The sequence below is a fragment of the Sphingomonas sp. genome (assembly GCF_004799495.1).
Lineage (GTDB): Bacteria > Pseudomonadota > Alphaproteobacteria > Sphingomonadales > Sphingomonadaceae > Sphingomonas.
The window spans coordinates 217765-238564 of the sequence record NZ_SSMY01000001.1; the positions used below are offsets into that span (position 1 = coordinate 217765).

Sequence of the window (20800 nt, forward strand, 5' to 3'; positions counted from 1 at the left end):
CCCGTCAGACCAATGCGATGTCCGGCGCGTCCTCGGCCTTCATGCCGATGACGTTATAGCCGGCGTCGACGTGATGGATTTCGCCGGTGACACCGCTCGACAGGTCGCTGCACAGGTACAGCCCCGCGCCGCCGACATCCTCGATCGTGACGTTGCGCTTGAGCGGCGAATTATATTCGTTCCACTTCAGGATCAGGTTGAAATCACCGATGCCCCGCGCCGCGAGCGTCTGGATCGGGCCGGCGGAGATCGCGTTGACGCGGATATTGTCGCGCCCCAGGTCGACCGCCATATATTTGACGCTGGTCTCCAGCGCCGCCTTCGCGAGCCCCATGACGTTGTAGTGCGGGATCACCTTCTCCGCGCCGTAATAGCTCAGCGTCAGGAGCGACCCGCCGTTGGGCATCATCGCCGCAGCACGCTGCGCCACGGCGACGAACGAATAGACGCTGATGTTCATCGTCATCAGGAAATTGTCGAGCGTGGTGTCGACGAAGCGCCCGCGCAACTGGGTCTTGTCGGAAAAGCCGATCGCGTGGACGACGAAGTCGAGCGTCGGCCAATCCTTCGCCAGCTCGGCGAAGGTACGATCGAGGCTCGCCATGTCGCCAACGTCGCAGTCGAACAGCCGCGCGACCCCCAGTTGCTCGGCGAGCGGACGGACGCGCTTCTCCATCGCTTCGCCCTGATAGCTGAACGCGAGCTCCGCGCCCTGGTCAGCCAGCTGTTTCGCAATCCCCCAGGCGAGGCTCTTGTCGTTGGCGAGGCCCATGATCAGCCCGCGCTTGCCCTGCATCAGTCCGGTCACGTCGCGACAGCCTCCGTATTAATGGTGCCGGGTTCCCTTACGTCCTCCAACGGGGTCTCGGCTAGTGCCGCGTTCAAATGCGCGCCGATCGAGATGCCGAACCCGATGATCCAGAAGAACAGCAACGTCACGATCACCCCGGCGAGACTGCCGTAGGTAAGGTCGTACCCGCCGAATTGCGCGAGGACGACGGGGAGGAGCAAGGTCGCGCTGATCCACCACACCGTGGTGAACAAGGCACCCGGCCAGCGCGGGCACGCCTTGACCCGGTACTTGCTGGGCGTGACCGAAAAGAACAGCATGTAGAGCGCGAAATACATCACGAGCCCCGGGACGATCCGCGACACGCCGATCCACCCGGCGACATCCTGTGCCCAGGGGAGCAGGCGATAGACGAACTGCTCGACGATGGTGAGCAGCCCCTGCACCAGGAAGGCGAGCATCGCGAGCACCACCGAGCTGATGATGATGACCATCGACCCCAGCCGATAGCGCCAGAACGGCTTGTCGAAGCGAATCCCATAGGCGCGGCGGAACACGTCGCGGATCGTCTCGACGAAGCTGCCGACGGTCCATAATGCGACCAGCGCGCCGAGGATGAGCAGCGTGCCCGTGCGCGCGGCGAGCACATCCTCGATCGGTTTCCGGAGAATTTCGCCGACACTCGGCGGCAGCGTGTAGAGGAACGATTCGACCGCCCGCGCGGTCTCGCGGCTCTGGCCGAAGATCGATGCGATCGCCGCGGCCAGGATGAAGAACGGGAACACCGTCATCAGCGCGAGATAGGCGAGGTTCCCGGCATACATGAAGCCGTTGTCGAAAATGCCGATGACGACGCGTCTGGTGACGATCCACGCCCGCGTCCAGACCGGCTTGCCCCGGCGCTCGTGATACCCGCGCTCGGCGCGGAGTTCGGGCGATTCGGGGGATAGGTGCGACATTTACCCGATCAGACGCCCATGTTCCCGCGCGGGTTCCGGTCCTTGTCCTTCCAGCCCTGGACGAATTCGACCAGCGCGTCGTCGTCGACGGGCAGATCGACCATCAAGGTGACGAGCTGATCGCCCCGCGCGCCGCCCTTCTTGTGGAACCCCTTGCCCTTGAGCCGCAGCACCTTGCCCGACGACGATCCCTTGGGGATGGTCAACATCACCGCCTTGTCGGCGGTCGGCACGCGCACGCTCGCGCCGAGCACGGCTTCGGACAGGCTGATCGGCAAGTCGATGCGGATATCGTCGCCGTCGCGCGTGAAGAAGCGGTGCGGCTGAACCTCGATCGTGATGATCGCGTCGCCCGCGCCGCCCGGGCCGGGCTGGCCCTTGCCGGTGAGGCGCATCTGCGTGCCCGTCTCGACCCCCGCGGGAAGCTTGAGGTCGATCGTCTTGCCGTCGGCGAGCGTGATCCGCTGGGGTGCGAGCGTCGCCGCGTCGACGAACGGCACGGTCAGGCGATACGCGGCGTTCGCGCCCTTGGGCTGCTGGCGCCGCCCGAACCCGCTGGCGAACCCGCCGCCGCGCCCGAACAGCCCGCCGAGCAGGTCCTCGAAGTCGCCGCCTCCCTGGCCGCCGCCGCCGAAATCGAAGTTGGCGCCCTGCCCCGGGCGAAACCCGCCCTGCTGCCCGCCGCCATAGCCGAACGGCATCGCCGGGTTGCCGTCGGCGTCGATCTCCCCCCGGTCGAACCGCGCGCGCTTGTCCTTGTCGGTCAAGAGGTCGTACGCCGCGGTCACCTGGCTGAACTTCTCCGACGCCTTGGGATTGTCCTTGTTGCGGTCGGGGTGCAGCTCTTTCGCGAGCTTGCGGTACGCCTTCTTGATCGCGGCTTCGTCCGCGCCGCGCGCGACACCGAGGGTGGAATAGGGGTCAGCTGCCATATCGGCTCGCTATTTGGGGGATGACGCGGCGGAGCGCAAACGCAACCGTCAGCCGACCGGCGCCACGTCCACGCTGACCTCCATCTTCTGCGCGCCCGACCCCAGCACGATGCCGTCGATCGGTGCGATTTCGGCATAGTCGCGGCCGATCGCCATCACGATATGGTCGCCCGCCATCCAGATGCCGTTGGTCGGGTCGAGCCCGATCCAGCCGCGCTCGGGCCCGCACCACAGCAGCACCCAGGCGTGGGTCGCATCGGCGCCGACCAACCGCTCCTGCCCCGGCGGCGGGATCGTGCGGATATAGCCCGACACGTACGCCGCGGGCAGTCCGGCGGCGCGCAGGCCGGTGATCATGATCTGCGTGAGGTCCTGACACACGCCGCGGCGCTTGAGGAACGCTTCGCGCGGCGGCGTATCGACCAGGGTAGCGGTCGGATCGAACGCGAAATCGCGCTGGATGCGGCGGGCAAGCGCGATCCCGGCTTCGAGCGCGCCGCGGTCGGGCGACAATTCCTCCGCGCACCATGCGGCGATATCGGCGTCGAGCGGGATCAGCGGCGAGGGGTAGAGATAGGCGGTCGGGCCGGCGGGGCCGAGCTCACGGTCGGCGCGGGCGAGCGTCGCGACCTCGGCGAGCGTCGGGTCGTCCGGATCGGGCACCGGGACGAACCGATCGACCGATACGCGCGACGCGCTTTCGATCGTTAGCGTGCGCACGCGTTCGCGCACCACCAGCCGCGTGACATTGGCAAGCCCTGCTTCGGCGAGCGCGGGCCGCATCTCGCCCGCCGGATTCACGGCGAGGTGATAGCTTTCGACCTTCTGCCCCGACCAATGGATCGGCTTCAGCCGCAAATTGCACCGCGCGAACGCGACGGGCTGGCCGTAATCGAACCGCGTGACGTGACGGATGTCGTAGATCATCAATCCTCCCCGGGACGGGGAGGGGGACCGCCGCCAAAGGCGGTGGTGGAGGGGGCAGGCGGCAGGCGGCATCGCTCGTTGCCCGCCCCCTCCACCATGCTGCGCATGGTCCCCCTCCCCGTCCCGGGGAGGAATTTCGTTGGATCAATCACGCCAATGTTAATCCACCGGCGCGCAACGGTTCCGCGCCCTGCAGGAAATAGCGCCGCGCGATCGCTTCGGACAGGCGCGTCAATTGGCGCTCGGCTTCCAGCAAATGCTCCACATCGAGGTTCGCGGCGCTGGTCGCGGCGAGTAACGCTTTCAATGCCAGCGCCTCGGCCTGCTGATCCTCGGGCAGGCCGTCGTCGTGGAGCACGGGGAGTTGGTCGAGATGCGCGGCGATGCAATCGACCTGATACGCAAGGCTGCGCGGGTTGCCCGGATCGAGCGCGACGAGGTCGACCACGGGCACGCGCGCGATCCCGGTCAGGTAACGCTGGCGATACGAGATCTGGCTGTCGGCGAGGTCGAGCAGCGTCGAGAGGTCGTCGCTCGTCGCGCCCGCCAAGCCGAAGGTGCGCACCAGCCGCGTAACCACGATGCCGCGCTCGACCCGCCGGCCGAGGTCGTGGAAGCGCCACGACGCGGTGCGGCCCATATGCTCGGCGGCCAGCCCCGACAGCGCGGCGTAGCGGCGCTGCAGCGACCCGGCGCGATCGAGCATCGACCCGCCCTTCGCGGGATGCGGCGCATCGAGCAGGCGGATCATGTCGCCCGACAGACGGTCGCGCGACACGCCGGCGATGTTGCGCGCGAGGCGGTTGATCGCGGGGATATTGTGCCACCCCTCCTGGGCGTCGAGCGCGGTGCGCGCGAGCTGAACGAGATCGGGCCGCTTGAGCCGCTCGGGATGCGCCGCCGCGCCGCCTGCGACGACCAGCCCCGCCATCCGCCCGACGGTATCGTGATCAAGCGCCGCCCCGGCATCGGCGTCGATCGAATTGCCGAGCATCACGCGCACGATCGTGAGCAACGCCTCGCCGCGCTCCAGATAGCGCCCGAGCCAGTAGAAATTGTCCGCGACCCGGCTGGGCAGCGTACCCGGATTGCGGCGGACCTGGGTCGTGTCGGGCGCGGTGAGCAGCGAGTCGTGCGCCTGCTGGTTCGGGCTGTGCACCGCGACGTCGGCGGACCACAGCCCGTCGCCCATCACCGCCGCGCGGATATCGGCATGCTCGCCGATCCGCGCGAACCCGCCGGGGAGCACGGTCCAGTCGCCATCGGGCCCGCGCGCCGCGAACACGCGGAGCGTGAACGGCCGCGCGGCCAACTCGCTGTCGGCGGCCACCGGCATGGTCGACAGGCGCACCATTTCCTGCCCGACATAATCCTGCGGGCGCTTGGCCATGTCGGCAAGCAACGCGGCGCGCCGGTCGGCCGACAGATCGGCGCCCTGCACCGCACCGTCGGGCAGACCGAGCGGGTTGGCGCCAAATGCGGGGGCGACGCGCAACTCGCCGAGCCGCTGTTCGACCACGCCGCGCGCGCCATCGTCGCCGCACCACCAGGTCGCGATATTGGGGAGCAGCAGTCGCTCGCCGAGCAGCCTCCTCGCCAGCGCGGGCAGGAACGCCTGCATCGCGGGCGCCTCCATCACCCCTGCGCCGGGCGCGTTCGAGATCAGGACATTGTGCGCGGCGAACGCGTCGATCAGCCCGGGCACGCCGATCTGCGAGTGCGAATCGAACGCGAGCGGGTCGAGCAAGCGCGGGTCGGCACGCTGCCACAAGGCATCGACGCGCTTCAGCCCGGCGATGGTGCGGACGTAGAGCCGGTCTTCGGTCACCGTCAGGTCGGCGCCCTCGACCAGCAGGAAACCGAGATAGCGCGCGAGGTGCGCCTGTTCGGCATAGCTCGCGTTCCAGCGGCCCGGCGTCAGCAGCCCGATCCGCGGCTCGGCGCGCTTGCACAGCTCGGCCAGCCCGTCGCGGAACGCCGCGAAGAACGGCGCGTGCCGCAGGATGTTGAGCCGCCCCTGCAACCCGCCGAGCGTGCGCGACGTGGCGAGCCGATTTTCGAGCGCATAGCCGGCGCCCGCGGGCGACCGGACGTGGTCGGCGAGCACGCGCCATTCGCCATCCGGCCCACGCCCCACGTCGAACGCGACGAACTGGAGCTGGTACCCGCCCGGCACCGTCAGCCCGACCATCGGGCGCAGGAACAGCGGGCTGCCGTTGACCAGCGCCGCCGGGATCGCGCCGTCGGCGACCAGTTTCGCTTCGCCGTAGAGATCGGCGAGGATCGTCTCGAGCAGCCCCGCGCGTTGCGCCGCGCCCGCCGCGATGCCGTGCCATTCGTCCTCGCCGATCAGCAGCGGGACGGGGGAAACCGGCCACGGCCGCTCGTCGCTGTCGCCCGCGACGCGGAAGCCCGTGCCGATATCCTCGGCGTGACGCTGGACGCGGGCACGGGCATGGCCGAGATCGTCGCCGGCCGCGACCGCGAGTTCCTCGAACGCCGCTTCCCATGCCGTGACGTCGCCGTCCACGACGACATCGCCCGCCCCGGCGCGGCCGCGATAGTCGGCGAGCCAGCGCGCGGCGTGCGCGCGGGCATCGAGCAATTCGTCTGTGGTCGCGCGGCTGGCCATGATGTCCCCGTCGCCGATTCGACCACACTCCATGCTGCGAGGCAACATGGATTAGTCAGAGGTCGGGAAGCACCTGCCGCGCGACGCCCCAGCCGGCGAGGCTCTTGCCGGAAGCCCGCTCGAGCAATTCGTCCTGATCGCCAACATGCCAGCGTGCCGCGGTGTCGAGGTCATCGAGCTCGGTCCAGGTCACCGGCGCCGATACCGGCGCACCGCTCCGCGCGCGGGCGGTGTACGGCATCACCGCGGTGGCGCCGCGCTGGTTTCGGAGCCAGTCGAGGAAAATCTTCCTCTTGCGCTTGGCCTTGGACATCGTCGCGGTGAAGCGGTCGGGCTCGGCTTGTGCCAGCGCCACGCAAAAGCGATCGGCGAAATCCTTGACCACCGGCCACTCGGCTTGCGGCGTCAGCGGCACGACGACGTGGACGCCCTTCCCGCCCGACAGCATCGCGAAGCTGACCAGCCCGATTTCGGCGAGATGCCCCTTGAGATCGGCCGCGGCCTTCTTGACCGCGTCGAACCCGAGTCCCTCGTCGGGGTCGAGATCGAACACCAGCCGGTCTGGCTTTTCGATATCGACGACCGACGACCCCCAGCCGTGGAACTCGATCGTCCCCATCTGGACGCAGGTCAGCAGGCCATCGGCATCGTCGACATAAAGGTACGGCTCGACCGACCCGTCCTTCTCGCGGACGTCGACGTGCTTGACGTGGTCGCCGAACGATCCGGCGTCGTGCTTCTGGAAGAAGCAATGCTTGCCGCGCCCCTGCGGGCAGCGGACCAGGCTGATCGGGCGGTTGGCGATCCATTGCAGCGCGACCGGCGCCATCGCCTCGTAGAAATCGGCGAGGTCGCCCTTGGTCACGGTCGAATCGGGAAAGATCAGCCGCTCGGGGTGCGTGATCGTGACGCTCGACGCCTTCGCCTTGGGTGCCGGCTTGGGTTTCTCCTCGACCACCTCTTTTGCCTCCTTGTCGCCGCGCAGCCCCAGGAAGCTCGGATGGCGCAACACCTTGTCGGGGGTGACTTCGGTGAAGGCGATCTCCGCGACCAGCGACGGCGTCACCCAATGCGCCTTGCGCGTCGCCGCGCGCGGCGCCTCGACCGTCGGCGACTTGCGCGCCAACCGGTCGAGCTTGGCGCGCAGGTCGTTCATCGTCTCGACGTTGAAGCCGGTCCCGACCTTGCCCGCGTAGCGCAGCTTGCCGTCCTCGTGCACGCCGAGCAGCAGCGCGCGGAACCCCCGCGACTTGTCGCTTTCGGTCCAGCCGACGATCACGAATTCCTGGCGCAGCAGGCACTTGACCTTGAGCCAGCTCTGCGTGCGCTTGCCGCGATAGGGCGCGTCGGCGCGCTTCGAAACGATTCCCTCAAAACCTTCGCGGCACATCGTGTTGAACAATTTCTCGCCCTCGCCGACGATATGCTCGGCGAATTGCAACCGCGCATCCGCGCCGTCGAGCAGCGGACGCAGCCGTTCCTTGCGCTGGATGTTGGGCAGTTTGTCGAGTTTCTCGCCGTCGAGCTCGAGCAAGTCGAACGCGAACAACGTCATCGCGCCGCCATTCGCGATCGCGTCCTGGAGCGTCGAGAAATCGGGCCGCCCGTCCTTGAACGCGACCACCTCGCCGTCGATCAGCGCCGATGCGACCGGCAATGTCGCCGCAGCTTCGGCGATGTCCGGAAACTTGCCGGTCCAGTCGAGGCCCTTGCGCGTGTAAATCTTGGCGCTGCCCCCGGCGACCGCGATCAGGACGCGGTAACCGTCATATTTGACCTCATGGATCCAGCCGGTGCCGGTGGGGACGGAGTCGACCAAGGTGCAGAGCTGGGGTTCGCGGAAGGCAGGCAATCCTCCCCGTTTACGGGGAGGTGGCGCGCGAAGCGCGACGGAGGGGGTGGGCCGTGAACGTGCCGCCTGTTGCCCGCCCCCTCCACCATCGCTACGCGATGATCCCCCTCCCCGTCCCGGGGAGGATTTGGCGGCTTTCCGCAATGCCTTCCAACTCGCCAACTCCTTTGCCTTCGTGCCCGCCGCGATCGCCTGCATCGTTCGCCCGGTCTTTACGCTCGTCACCGCGCCTTCGACCAGGTCGTCGGACCCGCCGGCATGCTCGTCCTCGATCTTGCGAAGCAGCCAATTGACGTTGCGCTCCTTGCCCCTCGGCTTCAGCCGGATCAGCAGCCACTCGCCCTTCATCCGCTCGCCGTGGAGGATGAAATGGAGGTGCCCGTCCTTCAGATCGTCCGCCGACTTGCCGGGGATCGGCTCCCACCAGCCGTCGTCCCACAGCATCACTGTCCCGCCGCCATATTCGCCCTGCGGGATCGTCCCCTCGAAATCCGAATAGCTTAAGGGATGGTCCTCGGTCTGCACGGCCAAGCGCTTGTCGTCGGGGTTGAGGCTGGGGCCGCGAGTCACCGCCCAGCTCTTCATCACGCCGCCGACCTGCAGCCGCAGATCCCAGTGCAGCCGAGTCGCGTCGTGCTTCTGCACCATGAAGCGGTTGCCAGTGGTCGCCACCTCGCCGCGCGGCTCCGCGGTCTTCGCGAAATCGCGCTTGGCGTTGTAGGTCGAAAGCGGGTCGCGCTCAGCCATGCGCGCGCTTCTTGGCGGGTGCCTTCTTCGCCGGCGCCTTCTTGGCCGGCGCGGCCTTGGCGCCGGGCTTCTCGATCGACTTCTTGAGCGCGGCCATCAGGTCGACGACGTTCGAGCCGGAGCGCCCGCCGCCCTCCTCCTTGTCCTCGATGATCTTGCGGTTGGTCTTCTGCTTCGACTTGCGCGCGATCAGATCCTTGAGCGCGTCGACATAGCGGTCGTGGAACTTGGACGGGTCGAAATCCGCCGTCTTCTTCTCGATCAGCGTCGTCGCGAGATCGAGGAGATCGGCATCGGGCTTGTCGTCCGGGATGTCGCGGAAATAGCCTTGCGCCTTGTTGACCTCGTCGGCGTAGCGCAGTGTCTCAAGCACCATCCCGCGCCCGCACGGCTTCAGGCTGACGACATATTCGCGCCCGCGCATCGCGAGCTGGCCCAGGCCCACTTTCTTCGACCGGCGCAGCGCCTCGCGCAGCACGATGAACGCTTCCTCGGCGAGATCGTCGGCGGGCACGACGAAATAGGGGCGCTCGAAATAAAGCACGTCGATCTCGCTCGCGTCGACGAACTGGGTCAGCTCGAGCGTCTTCTTCGATTCGAGCTTCACCGCATCGATCTCGTCCTGGCCGAGCAGGACGTAATCGCCCTTGTCGATCTCGTAGCCCTTGACGATGTCGTCGGGGTCGACCTCGCCGATCCCGGGCACGACTTTCTCATACTTGATGCGCTTGCCCGACGGCTGGTGGACCTGGTGGAACGCGATCTGCGCGCCCGATTTGGTCGCGGTGTAGATTTCGACCGGGATCGAGACGAGCGCCAGCCTGATCTGTCCCTGCCAATAGGCGCGTGCTGCCATGATCTGGATACTCTCCGTTGCGAAGCCGATTCAATTCGCGGGCGCGGGAGTCGTTCCCCTTCGCGGAGTCGCGCGTTAAGGAGCGCGCATGGCCGACGATCCCTTTGCCCTGTTCGACGCCTGGTTCGCCGAAGCACAAGCCAGCGAGCCGAACGATCCCAACGCGATGGCGCTGGCGACGGCGGACGCGGCCGGGCGGCCGTCGGTACGAATGGTGCTGTTGAAGGGCCACGGGCCGGACGGCTTCGTTTTCTACACCAATCGCGAGAGCCGCAAGGCGGGGGAGATCGCGGCGAACCCCCACGCCGCGCTCCTCTTTCACTGGAAATCGCTGCGCCGCCAGGTGCGGATCGAAGGCGCGCTGAGCCTCGCCACCGACGCGGAATCGGATGCCTATTTCGCCAGCCGCAGCCGCGATTCGCAGCTCGGCGCCTGGGCCTCGGACCAATCGCGCCCGCTCGCCGACCGCGCGACGTTTGAGGCACGTTTTGCCGACATGCAGGCCAAGTTCGACGGCCAGGATGTCCCACGCCCGCAGCATTGGGGTGGATATCGTTTGACCCCGGGCCATATCGAGTTCTGGCAGGACCGCGCACATCGCCTGCACGAGCGCCGTGTGTTCGATCGTGCTAACGGCGGCTGGACCGAGGGACTACTCTACCCATGATGACCGAAAGCGAACGGCGGCGGATCATCCCCTTTGCGGTGCGCGCCGCGCTCGCGAGCGTCGGGATGGCGTGCGCGCTGATCGTGCTCAAATCCTACGCCGCGTGGAGCACCGGATCGGTCGCGATGCTCGGCAGCCTCGCCGATTCGGGACTCGACCTGCTAGCCAGCCTCGTCACGCTGTACGGCGTGAAGCTCGCCGCCGAGCCGGCCGACCACGACCACCGTTTCGGCCACGGCAAAGCGGAGGCGCTGGCGGCGCTGTTCCAGGTCGTGCTGATCACCGTGTCGGCGATCGCGATCGCGTGGCGCGCGATCCAGGCATTGGGCAGCAACACCCCGACCAGCGACGCCGAATTCGGCATCGGCGTATCGATCGCCGCGATCCTCGCGACGCTCGTCCTGCTCGCCTACCAGCGCAGCGTCATTCGGCGCACCGGATCGGTCGCGATCATGGCGGACAATATCCACTACCAGTCCGACGTGCTGCTCAACGGATCGGTGATCGCGGCACTCGCGCTCGACCAGTTCCTCGGCTGGCACCGCGCCGACCCGATCTTCGGCATCGCGATCGCGGCGTGGCTGGCGTGGGGCGCGTTCCAGGCGTCGAGCCACGCGATCGACATGCTGATGGACAAGGAATGGCCCGAGAGCCAGCGCGAGGCCTTCATCGAAGTCGCGGCGCGCCAGCCCGGGATCAAGGGCATCCACGATTTCCGTACGCGCCGCGCGGGCAGCCACGATTTCGCGCAGTTCCACATGGAGGTGCCGCACGACATCACCGTCCGCCAGGCACACGACATCGTCGAAGGGGTGGAGCGCGCGCTGCACAAGGCCTTCCCCAAGGTCGAAGTGCTGATTCACCTCGATCCCGAGGGGCATGTCGACACCGACAATCCATTGGTCGAGGCGGACGTCACGCCGCACTGGTTCGGGAAACGGATGTGAGAACATGAGACTGCCGATCACGCAGATCGACGCGTTCGCGCGGGCGCCGTTCGAGGGCAACCCCGCGGCGGTGATGCCGCTCGCCGACTGGCTCGACGACGCGACGTTGCTGGCGATCGCGGCGGAGAACAACCTGTCGGAGACCGCGTTCATCGTCGCGAGCGGGGATGATGGCGTGGATTTCGACCTGCGCTGGTTCACCCCGACGAGCGAGGTCGTGTTGTGCGGCCATGCGACGCTGGCGAGCGGGCATTTCGTGCTGTCGTCGTCGCCCGACATGGACCAGGTGCGGTTCCGGACGCGCAAGGCGGGCATGCTCGAGGTCGCGCGCGTCGGATCTGGGTATGAGCTCGCGCTGCCGGCGTGGGGGCCGTCGCCGAAGCCGCTCCCCGCGATCGTCGCCGCACTCGGCGTCGACGGTGTGAACGAAACGCTGTGGCACCAGCATCGCTACGGGCTGATCGTGCTCGACACCGCCGATCAGGTCCGCGCGCTCGACCCCGATTTCCGCGCGCTCGCCCGCGAAGGCGACGTGCTGACGATCGTTACCGCACCGGGCGAGAATACCGATATCATCAGCCGCGTGTTCGCGTGCGGCGCGGGAATCGACGAGGATCCAGTGACGGGGTCGGCGCACGCGGTGATGGTGCCCTATTGGGCGAAGCGGCTCGGCCGCGACAGCTTCACCGCCTATCAGGCGAGCAAACGCGGCGGGCATTTGACCTGCCGTCTGGACGGCGACCGCGTGATCCTCGGCGGGCAATGCGTCACCGTGATGGAAGGCACATTCCTGCTTTGACGGCCATGCCGTAGCGTCAACACGCCCACACGAAAAACTGGCGGAAAACCAACGGTTTTGCTAGGATGGCCGGGTGACCGACCACGCCATCCCGCACGATTTCCCGATCCCGATCGATCCGGCCGACATCGATTTCATGGGGCACGTCAACAATGCCTCGTACCTCAAATGGGTACAGGAGGCGGTGCTGAGCCACTGGCGCAAGATCGCGCCGGCGGACGCGGTCGCCAGCCTGCTCTGGGTCGCACTCAAACACGAGATCACCTATCGCAAGCCGACCTTCCTCAACGACGAAGTGATCGCGACCGTCCTGCTCGAAAAGGTCCAGGGGGCGCGCGCTTTCTATCAGACGATCATCAAGCGCGGCGAGGACGTGCTCGCCGAGGTCAAGTCGAGCTGGTGCTGCATCGATGCCGAGACGCTGCGCCCCGCGCGGCTGGCATCGAGCGTGATCGAGAAGTTCTTTTCCAAGGCCGACTAGCCGCCCGACACCTTGACGTGGATCAGCCGGTTCGCGCGCGAAACGATGGTAGGGCGCGCGCCATGACCGACCCCTTCCCTCACCAGCTGTCAACCGTCGAGCGCGCCTATCAGCTGGCGCGATCTGGGACATGCCGCAGCGTCGAGGACATCCGCCGCCAGTTGACCGCCGAACGCTATGAATCGGTCCAGGCGCACCTGAGCGGCGCGTCGATCAAGCGCGACTTGATCGCGTTATGCAAGGCGGCGGCCGCGGCGCGTTGAGCCTTACGCCGCGAGCGCGCTTTCGGCGGCTTCGGTTTCCTCGATCCACCCGCCGCCGAGCACGCGGTCGCCGGCGTAGAGCACCGCCGCCTGTCCCGGCGACACGCCATATTCGGGCGTCTCGAACACGATGCGGTCGCCCTCCAGCCGCGCCGGCACCGGTCTGGCGAGGCTCCGGACCTTGGCGGTGAGCGGTCCGTCGGTCGGGCCGAGCCGATTGATGTCGCTCAGCCGCGCCGAGGACACGGCTAACGCGTGGCGCGGGCCGACGACGACGCGGCACTGCGCGGGGTCGAGGCGCACGACGTAGAGCGGTTCGGGGCTGCCGCCGATTTCCAGCCCGCGGCGCTGACCGATCGTGAAATGGATCAGCCCGCGATGCTCGCCGAGCTTGCGGCCCGCGAGATCGACGATGTCGCCGCCGGCTTCGGCCTCGGGGCGTAGTTTCTTGACTAGCGACGCATAATCGCCGTCGGGGACGAAGCAGATGTCCTGGCTGTCCGGCTTGGCCGCGACGCCCAGCCCCAGTTCCGCCGCGAGTTCGCGCACCCGCGGCTTGGGCAGACCGCCCAACGGAAAGCGGAGGAAGTCGAGCTGATCCTGCGTCGTCGCGAACAGGAAGTAGCTCTGGTCGCGCGCGGGGTCGGCGGCGCGATGAAGCTCCGCGCCCGCCGGTCCTTCGACCCTGCGGACATAATGACCGGTCGCGAGGCAATCGGCGCCGAGGTCGCGGGCGAGGCCGAACAGGTCGGTGAACTTCGGCCCCATGTTGCACCGGACGCACGGGATCGGGGTGCGCCCCGCGACATATTCGTCGGCGAACTGGTCGATCACGCTTTCCCGAAATGCGCTTTCATGGTCGTGGACGTAATGCGCGATGCCAAGCCGGTCGCACACCGCGCGCGCGTCGCGGATGTCGCGGCCCGCGCAGCACGATCCGGCGCGGCCGACCGCCTCGCCATGGTCGTAGAGCTGGAGCGTGATCCCGATCGTCTCCGCCCCCGTCCGCGCGGCGAGCGCGGCCACGACCGACGAATCGACCCCGCCCGACATCGCGACGACGATGCGCTTGCCCGACAAATCGGGGCCCAGTTGGAAATCGGCTTCGGTCATGGTGAGGCGCCTTAATAGGAGCGCGGCGGCGGCTTGCCTAGTTAAGCAGATTTAACCCCGCTCTTTACCGAGCCTTAGCTTGATGTGGGTAAACCCCCGAGTCCGATTGATGAAACGGACGAGTATCGCGTGGACCTGGCCTATCTCCGATTCGAGCACGACGCGGGCGTGGCGGTGCTGCCGCCCGACCTCGCGGTGCTGCTGGTCGGGATCGCGGCGCGCCAGGCGGCGTCGCCGACCGCGATGATCCATGCGCAATTCGCCCCGACCGTGTGGGCCGATTTGCCGTTCCGGCCGCGTTCGGGCGCGTTCTGCGAGCGCCAGGCCGTGCGGATCGAGCGGTGGGGCAAGTCATGAAGGACGCGTTTACCTAGCCGCTAAAAGGGATGTTCAAGTCCGGCCGCTAACGGTCGTTATTATTGGAAATGTTTTGGGGTCCCCCCGACCCAAATCGAGGTAGCGAATGATCGAGAACCAGAAAATACGGCCGGCAAAAGTAATCGGCCCGCTCGGCGAGCCGCTGACGCTCGACACGTTGCCCCCGCCCGAGACGACGCGGTGGGTGGTGCGCCGCAAGGCCGAAGTGGTCGCGGCGGTGAACGGCGGGCTGCTGAGCGTCGACGAAGTGTGCGACCGCTACAGCCTGACGGTCGAGGAATTCGCCGGGTGGCAGCGCGCGATCGACCGGTCGGGCATGCCGGGGCTGCGCGTGACTCGCATCCAGCATTACAAAAGCCTCTACGAGCGCCAGCAGAAGTATTGAGTTCCGGCGGTCAATTCGTTTGCGGAACAAAATTCGCGACGTAGGAGTCGTACTCCTGAGCCCGGCGTAGACGGGCGCGTAAACAGGAGGTCGCAATGATCGGTATCATTATCTGGCTCGTCGTGGGCGGTCTGGCGGGTTGGCTCGCCAGCGTCGTGATGCGCACCGACGGCCAGCAGGGTCTGTTGCTCAACGTCGTCGTCGGCATCGTCGGTGCCGTAATCGCCAACCTGATCTTCGGAGTCGGCATCAACGAAGCGATTACGGTGATGACCTTCGTCTATTCGGTGATCGGCGCCATCATCCTGCTGGCGATCCTCAACCTGATCAATCGCGGCCGCGTCCGCTAGCGGGAGCGCGAGCCAGAACAGGGGCCGTTCCCGCGAGGGAGCGGCCCTTTTCTTGTCATTTGAGCAGGAAGCGCACCGCTACCGTGACGGTGACATCGGTTTCGCCGGCCTCGATCGACGTGGCAGGAACGGCCTGCACCTTGTCGCGGGCCATGAAGGCGATTGGCATCGGCGGCGGCGCCATTCCCCCTTCGCTGATCGACAGTATGCGCACCACGCTCAACCCCGCCGCCCTGGCGTAGAGCTCCGCCCGTGCGCGGGCGCGCCTGACCGCGTCGACCCGCGCCTCGTCGAGCGCGGCGTCGGGCTGGTCGAGCGACAAATTGGGCCCGTCGATCTGGTTCGCGCCTTGCGCGACCAACGCGTCGAGGATCGCACCCGATTTGGCGACGTCGCGGAAGCGGACCGACACATTGTTCGACGCCTGATACCCAGTGATCGCCGGCGCCTGATTATTCTCATAGCGATATTGCGGCTGGAGCGAGACGTTCGAGGTCGCGATGTCGCGCGGCTGCACGCCTGCCGCGTTCAGCGCGGCGAGCACGCCCGCCATCCGCTGGGCGTTGTCGGCCAGCGCCTGCGCCGCGGTCGTGCCTTGCGTCACCACGCCGGCGCGGATCGTCGCCACATCGGGCACGCGCGTCGTCTTTCCGGTGGCGCTCACGTCGAGGACCGTGCCGTCGAGCACGATCGCGGGCGCGGTCTGCGCGAGCGCAGGCGTAATCGCAAGCGAGGCCAGGGTCAGAACGGCGGCGGTGGTGATGAGGCGCATCGAATTCTCCAAGCGTAACGAACGGTACCGCCGCTTCGCACGCGGCGGGCTACGCACGATGAACGGCTCGCGCGGTCAGCCGGGCCGATGATTCCGCACCACGCGATAGATCGCCAGCACGATCAACGCCCCAACGGCCGCTGAGACGTCGTTCTGCCACGTCCCGCTTGCCGTCCAGCGCATCGTTTCCGCGACGAAACCGGCGACCAGCGCGCCGGCGATGCCGAGCAGGATGGCGACAGCCAAGCGGTCCGGATTCTTGCCGGGCATCGCGAATTTTCCGACTACGCCAACCACAAGGCCGATCGCCAGCCACGCCAGGATCGATCGTTCGGGCATCGGATTTCTCCTCCCCTCGGCACGCGCCCTTGTGCGACGCGGCGCGCAGGTCTTCTGCCTCTAAAGAACGGGATGCAACCGTTTCCTGTCCGAAACGGCGCTCGCGGCTTGCGATTTGGGGCCGAAAAGGGCTAAGCGACGCCCGCCTGCACCGAGCCCCTTGAGGTCGGTGCTTTATTTGTATAACACAGTTATACCGAGGCCGTCGCGCCTCGACAAAAATGGGTACGGGGACGTGGCGGAAATGAATTACGAGCCGAGCGGCGGATATGCGCTGACCGACGAGACCGAAGCCCCGAGCCGTCGCCGGTTCTGGATCATCGCCACGGTCGCCATCGTGCTGATCCTGGTCGTCGCGTTCGTGATGATGCGCCCGCACAAGGCGGCGCCCGGCGCCGGCGCCCCCACCAGCGGCGGACAGCCGGCCGACCAGTTGCCGCCGGTCACGGTGGCCGCGCCCGGCAACAACGTGGTCGATCGCACGATCTCCGGCACCGGCAGCCTCGCGGCGCGGATCGACATGCCGGTCGGCGTGGCGGGCGAAGGCGGGCGCGTGACCGCGGTGCTGGTTCAGCCCGGCCAGTGGGTCGGCGCCGGCCAGGTGCTCGCGACGGTGGACAGCTCGGTCCAGACGCAGACCGCAGCGAGCCTGGCCGCGCAAGTCGCGGTTGCCCGCGCGGACGCCAACATCGCGCAGTCCAACGTCGATCGCGCGCAGGCGCTGGTCGGCAAGGGGTTTATCTCCAAGGCCGACCTGGAGACCAAGGTCGCGACGCGCGACGCCGCGGTGGCGCGCGTTCGGGTCGCCGAGGCGCAGCTTGCGCAGCAACGCGCGTCGAACGGCCGGCTCGCCATCCGCGCGCCGGCCGCCGGCCTCGTCCTGACGCGCTCGGTCGAGCCGGGCCAGATCGTCAGCGCGGGGTCGGGCGCGCTGTTCCGGATGGCCAAGGGCGGCGAGATGGAACTGCGCACCGAATTGTCCGAAGGCGATATCCAGAACCTGAGCGTCGGCGCGCGGGCGCAAGTAACGCCGGTCGGCAGCAATGAGACGTTTGCCGGCACGATCTGGCAGATCTCGCCGGTGATCGACCCCCAGACGCGGCGCGGCATCGCCCGCATTGCCATCCCCTACAACAAGGCGATCCGCCCCGGCGGCTTCGCCTCGGCATCGATCTATGGCGGCGCGTCGACCGCACCGGTCCTGCCCAACTCGGCGATCCAGACTGACGCCAAGGGCAATTTCGTGTATGTCATCGACAAGGACGACAAGGTACAGCCGGTGCGTATCACCACGGGCGAAGTGACCGACGCCGGCGTCACCATCACCAGTGGCCTGTCGGGCAGCGAGCGCGTCGTGCTACAGGCTGGTGCGTTCCTGAACCCGGGTCAGAAGGTCAAGCCGATCCTGAAGCAACCCGCCAAGAAATGAGGCGCTGACTCATGGGTTTCCGCAATATCTCCGCCTGGTCGATCCGGAATCCGGTTCCCAGCATCGTCCTGTTCCTGGGGCTGACCCTCGCCGGTCTCGTCAGCTTCATGACGATGAAGGTCAACCAGGACCCGGACATCGATTTCCCGATGGTCATCGTCCAAATCTCGCAGCCGGGGGCCGCCCCGACCGAGATGGAGAATCAGGTTACCCAGAAGGTCGAGAACGCGTTGCGCAGCGTCGCGGGCGTCGATGAGATCGATTCGACCGTCACCGAAGGCAGCTCGCAGACGATGGTGCAGCTGCAGATCGGCACGCCGATCGACCGCGCGCTCGAGGATATCCGCAGCCAGATCCAGCAAACGCGCAGCTCGTTGCCCGACGGCATCCTGGAGCCGCAGGTCTTCCGCATCGACACCAGCGGCAACGACCTGGCGAGCTACGCCGCCGTTTCGACCAGCATGTCGGTCAAGGATCTGTCCTGGTATATCGACGATACGGTGACCAAGGCGTTGCTGGGCGTGCCCGGCATGGCGACGGTCGACCGCAACGGTGGCGTCGACCGCGAAATTCGCGTCAAGCTCGATCCCGCCAAGCTGCAATCGCTCGGCCTGACCGCCAGCCAGGTCAACGCGCAATTGCGCCAGGTCAACGTCAACGCCGCGGGCGGCCGCGCCGAAATCGCCGGGTCGGAACAGACCGTGCGCGTACTGGGCAACGCCGCGGACGCTTACCGGCTGGGCCAGACGCAGATTTCTATGGGCAACGGTCGGCTGGTGAAGCTGACCGACATCGCGACCGTGGTCGACGACGCCGCCGAACAGCGTTCGGCCTCGCAGCTCAACGGCGCGCAAGTCATCACCTTCGATTTCCAGCGCGCCAAGTCGGCGTCGGACATCGCAGTGTTCCATGGCGCCGAAAAGGCATTGGCGGCGCTCGAAAAGCAGAACCCCGACGTCAAGTTCAAGCTGATCTTCAACGAAACCCAATATGCCGAAATGCAATATCATTCGGCGCTCGAGGCGATGCTCGAAGGCGCATTGCTTGCGGTCGTCGTGGTGTTCCTGTTCCTGCGCGACATCCGCGCGACGCTGATCTCGGCACTGGCGATCCCGCTATCGGCGATCCCGACCTTCTGGGTCATGAGCCTGTTGGGCTTCACGCTCAACCAGATGACCTTGCTCGCGCTCAGCCTGGTGGCGGGCGTGCTGGTCGACGACGCGATCGTCGAGATCGAAAACATCGTCAGACACATGCGCATGGGCAAGACCGCGTACCAAGCGGCGATCGACGCCGCCGACGAAATCGGCATCGCGGTGCTCGCCACGACCATGTCGATCGTCGCAGTGTTCTTTCCCGTGGCGTTCATGCCCGGCGTACCCGGTCAGTTCTTCAAGAGCTTTGGCCTGACCATCGTCGCCTCGGTGTTGATGAGCCTTGCGGTCGCGCGCCTCGTCACGCCGATGATCGCGGCCTATTTCCTGCGCGCCAAGGGTCACGCGGCGCACGGCGAAGGCCGGTTGATGGACGTGTACATGAACACATTGCGCTGGACGCTGCGCCATCGCTGGTCCTCGATCGTCGCGGGCGCCGTTGCGCTGGTGCTGACCGTGTTTTTCTTCGCGATCCTGCCGCAATCGTTCCAGCCCGACCAGGACCAGGACGCGTCGACCGCCAATATCGAGATGGTGCCGGGCACCACGCTCGCCGAGACGCAGGCGGTCGCCGATCAGGTCTACACGCTGATCAAGGCACAGCCGCAGGTCGCGGACGTCTACGTCCGCGTCGGCGTCGGCAACGGACGCGTGACCGCGATCTTCAAGAAGAAGAAGGACGGCACGAGCATCCAGTTCGAACGCCGGCTGGCGCCGACGCTCGCGCAGATTCCCGACGCTCGCGTGACGTTCCGCTCGCAACAGGGCTGGGGATCGAGCGGGCGCGACATCACCATCGTGCTCGGCGGCGCCGACCCGGTCGCGCTCAACAATCAGGCGCAGAAGGTCGTCGCCGACTTGCAGAAGCTGAGCGTCGTCACGGCACCACGTATTCAGGGCGACCTGCAGCAGCCCGAGCTGGAAATCCGCCCGCGGCTCGACCTCGCCGCCGATCTCGGCGTGACGACGGCGGCGTTGTCGAACACGATCCGGCTCGCGACGCTGGGCGATATCGACCAGAACAAGGCGAAATTCTCGCTGAGCGATCGCCAGATCCCGATCACCGTCGCGCTGGAGCAATCGTCGCGGTCGCGGCTGGCGACGATCCAGAACCTGCCGGTGCAGACCGCAACCGGGGGATCGGTGCCCCTGTCGACCGTCGCCGATATCGGCTTCGGCGCCAGCCCGAGCAAGATTCAGCGCGTCCAGCAGCAGCGCCAGATCACGGTAGGCGCCGACCTGGCGCTCAACCCCAAGACCGGCAAGCCGTTGGTGTCGGGCGAGGCGTGGAAGGAGATCGAGAAGATCCCGTCGCTCAAGAACCTGCCTGCGGGGATGGAGCGGCTGACGCTCGGCCAGCAGAAGTGGCAGGGCGAGATGATCCTCAACTTCTTCATCGCGCTGGCGTCGGGCATCCTGCTCGTGTTCGCGGTGCTGGTGCTGCTGTACCGCCGCGTTCTGCCGCCGTTCGTCAACATGGGCTCGCTGCTGCTGGCCCCGCTCGGCGGCTTGATCGCCCTGTGGATCGCCGGCCAGCCCGTTTCGATGCCGGTCTATATCGGTCTGCTCATGCTGTTCGGAATCGTCGCCAAGAATTCGATCCTGTTGATCGACTTCGCGCTCGAGGAAATGCAGAAGGGCGTACCCAGCCTGGATGCCATCGAGGACGCCGGGCACAAGCGCGCGCAACCGATCGTGATGACGACGGTGGCGATGGTGGCCGGCATGGTGCCGACCGCATTGTCGCTATCGGGTGACGGATCGTGGCGTGCGCCGATGGGCACCGTGGTGATGGGCGGCCTGGCGCTGTCGACGCTACTGACCCTGCTGATCGTGCCGGCCAGCTTCAGCCTGGCGGTGGGGATCGAAAAGTGGCTCGGGCCGAAGCTCGGCCGCCGCTTGTTGACCTATCGCCCCGGCGACGAGGATCGGCCGATCATCGATCAGCCGGGACCGGTGCGGCCGATCGGCTATCACGGCGCCGGGCCGCAGCCGGCCGAGTGACCGCGATCGCGGGGAAGGACTTGA

General features: G+C 67.0%; 20 protein-coding genes. 10 read left to right on the plus strand and 10 right to left on the minus strand.

The features are described 5' to 3' along the window. Nucleotides 1–4: 4 nt before the first annotated feature. From fabI to E7773_RS01165, 7 genes are all read right to left on the minus strand, one after another. Nucleotides 5–796 (minus strand): enoyl-ACP reductase FabI, encoded by a 792-nt coding sequence (gene fabI / locus E7773_RS01135; RefSeq protein ID WP_293987164.1) that lies wholly within the window; start codon nucleotides 794–796, stop codon nucleotides 5–7. Nucleotides 797–804: 8 nt separating this feature from the next. Beyond that, on the minus strand, nucleotides 805–1749 hold the full coding sequence (locus E7773_RS01140) for a YihY/virulence factor BrkB family protein (protein ID WP_293987077.1): 945 nt from the start codon (nucleotides 1747–1749) through the stop codon (nucleotides 805–807). A gap of 8 nt (nucleotides 1750–1757) precedes the next feature. After that, nucleotides 1758–2681, minus strand: a complete 924-nt coding sequence (locus E7773_RS01145; protein ID WP_293987079.1) for a DnaJ C-terminal domain-containing protein — start codon at nucleotides 2679–2681, stop codon at nucleotides 1758–1760. Between the two features lie 48 nt (nucleotides 2682–2729). Further along, complete coding sequence (locus tag E7773_RS01150; protein ID WP_293987081.1) at nucleotides 2730–3608, minus strand: transglutaminase family protein; 879 nt, start codon at nucleotides 3606–3608, stop codon at nucleotides 2730–2732. Nucleotides 3609–3756: 148 nt separating this feature from the next. Beyond that, on the minus strand, nucleotides 3757–6240 hold the full coding sequence (locus E7773_RS01155; protein ID WP_293987083.1) for a circularly permuted type 2 ATP-grasp protein: 2484 nt from the start codon (nucleotides 6238–6240) through the stop codon (nucleotides 3757–3759). A 55-nt stretch (nucleotides 6241–6295) separates the two neighbouring features. Continuing rightward, entirely contained in the window at nucleotides 6296–8839 is a 2544-nt protein-coding gene (ligD, locus tag E7773_RS01160) for a DNA ligase D (RefSeq protein ID WP_293987085.1), read from the minus strand. After that, a complete protein-coding gene (locus tag E7773_RS01165; RefSeq protein WP_293987087.1) occupies nucleotides 8832–9695 on the minus strand; it encodes a Ku protein in 864 nt (287 codons plus the stop codon). Before E7773_RS01165 ends, ligD begins: the two co-directional genes overlap by 8 nt. An 88-nt stretch (nucleotides 9696–9783) precedes the next feature. On the opposite strand from E7773_RS01165, the gene pdxH reads away from it, so the two are divergent. The 5 genes from pdxH (at nucleotide 9784) to E7773_RS01190 (ending at nucleotide 12852) form a co-directional block, all read left to right on the plus strand. Then, a complete protein-coding gene (pdxH, locus tag E7773_RS01170; RefSeq protein ID WP_293987089.1) occupies nucleotides 9784–10362 on the plus strand; it encodes a pyridoxamine 5'-phosphate oxidase in 579 nt (192 codons plus the stop codon). Next, nucleotides 10362–11309 carry a cation diffusion facilitator family transporter gene (locus tag E7773_RS01175; RefSeq protein ID WP_293987166.1) on the plus strand — a complete coding sequence of 316 codons (948 nt, stop codon included), beginning with the start codon at nucleotides 10362–10364 and terminating at the stop codon, nucleotides 11307–11309. The genes pdxH and E7773_RS01175 overlap by 1 nt, the downstream gene beginning before the upstream one ends. Before the next feature lie 4 nt (nucleotides 11310–11313). Then, nucleotides 11314–12108 carry a PhzF family phenazine biosynthesis protein gene (locus E7773_RS01180; RefSeq protein WP_293987090.1) on the plus strand — a complete coding sequence of 265 codons (795 nt, stop codon included), beginning with the start codon at nucleotides 11314–11316 and terminating at the stop codon, nucleotides 12106–12108. A gap of 73 nt (nucleotides 12109–12181) precedes the next feature. Beyond that, on the plus strand, nucleotides 12182–12589 hold the full coding sequence (locus E7773_RS01185) for a thioesterase family protein (protein WP_293987092.1): 408 nt from the start codon (nucleotides 12182–12184) through the stop codon (nucleotides 12587–12589). Nucleotides 12590–12651: 62 nt separating this feature from the next. Beyond that, nucleotides 12652–12852, plus strand: coding sequence for a hypothetical protein (locus E7773_RS01190; RefSeq protein WP_293987094.1), 201 nt, complete (start codon nucleotides 12652–12654; stop codon nucleotides 12850–12852). A 3-nt stretch (nucleotides 12853–12855) separates the two neighbouring features. Here E7773_RS01190 and mnmA read toward each other — a convergent pair whose 3' ends face one another. Further along, nucleotides 12856–13965 (minus strand): tRNA 2-thiouridine(34) synthase MnmA, encoded by a 1110-nt coding sequence (mnmA, locus tag E7773_RS01195; protein ID WP_293987096.1) that lies wholly within the window; start codon nucleotides 13963–13965, stop codon nucleotides 12856–12858. Nucleotides 13966–14094: 129 nt separating this feature from the next. Here mnmA and E7773_RS01200 point away from each other — a divergent pair, with 129 nt between their 5' ends. From E7773_RS01200 to E7773_RS01210, 3 genes are all read left to right on the plus strand, one after another. Next, nucleotides 14095–14322, plus strand: a complete 228-nt coding sequence (locus E7773_RS01200; protein ID WP_293987098.1) for a hypothetical protein — start codon at nucleotides 14095–14097, stop codon at nucleotides 14320–14322. A 106-nt stretch (nucleotides 14323–14428) separates the two neighbouring features. After that, nucleotides 14429–14728, plus strand: a complete 300-nt coding sequence (locus E7773_RS01205; RefSeq protein WP_146573571.1) for a DUF1153 domain-containing protein — start codon at nucleotides 14429–14431, stop codon at nucleotides 14726–14728. 98 nt (nucleotides 14729–14826) lie between these two features. Then, nucleotides 14827–15078 carry a GlsB/YeaQ/YmgE family stress response membrane protein gene (locus E7773_RS01210; protein WP_293987168.1) on the plus strand — a complete coding sequence of 84 codons (252 nt, stop codon included), beginning with the start codon at nucleotides 14827–14829 and terminating at the stop codon, nucleotides 15076–15078. Between the two features lie 55 nt (nucleotides 15079–15133). Here E7773_RS01210 and E7773_RS01215 read toward each other — a convergent pair whose 3' ends face one another. Together E7773_RS01215 and E7773_RS01220 are read right to left on the minus strand one after the other, a co-directional pair. Beyond that, nucleotides 15134–15850, minus strand: a complete 717-nt coding sequence (locus tag E7773_RS01215) for an SIMPL domain-containing protein (RefSeq protein WP_293987102.1) — start codon at nucleotides 15848–15850, stop codon at nucleotides 15134–15136. A 75-nt stretch (nucleotides 15851–15925) separates the two neighbouring features. Then, nucleotides 15926–16189 (minus strand): GlsB/YeaQ/YmgE family stress response membrane protein, encoded by a 264-nt coding sequence (locus E7773_RS01220; protein ID WP_293987104.1) that lies wholly within the window; start codon nucleotides 16187–16189, stop codon nucleotides 15926–15928. 244 nt (nucleotides 16190–16433) lie between these two features. On the opposite strand from E7773_RS01220, the gene E7773_RS01225 reads away from it, so the two are divergent. Together E7773_RS01225 and E7773_RS01230 are read left to right on the plus strand one after the other, a co-directional pair. Beyond that, the gene (locus E7773_RS01225; RefSeq protein ID WP_293987170.1) at nucleotides 16434–17618 is read left to right on the plus strand and encodes an efflux RND transporter periplasmic adaptor subunit; all 1185 of its coding nucleotides are present in this window, start codon (nucleotides 16434–16436) and stop codon (nucleotides 17616–17618) included. An 11-nt stretch (nucleotides 17619–17629) separates the two neighbouring features. Beyond that, on the plus strand, nucleotides 17630–20776 hold the full coding sequence (locus E7773_RS01230) for an efflux RND transporter permease subunit (RefSeq protein WP_293987106.1): 3147 nt from the start codon (nucleotides 17630–17632) through the stop codon (nucleotides 20774–20776). The last annotated feature ends 24 nt before the right edge of the window (nucleotides 20777–20800 follow it).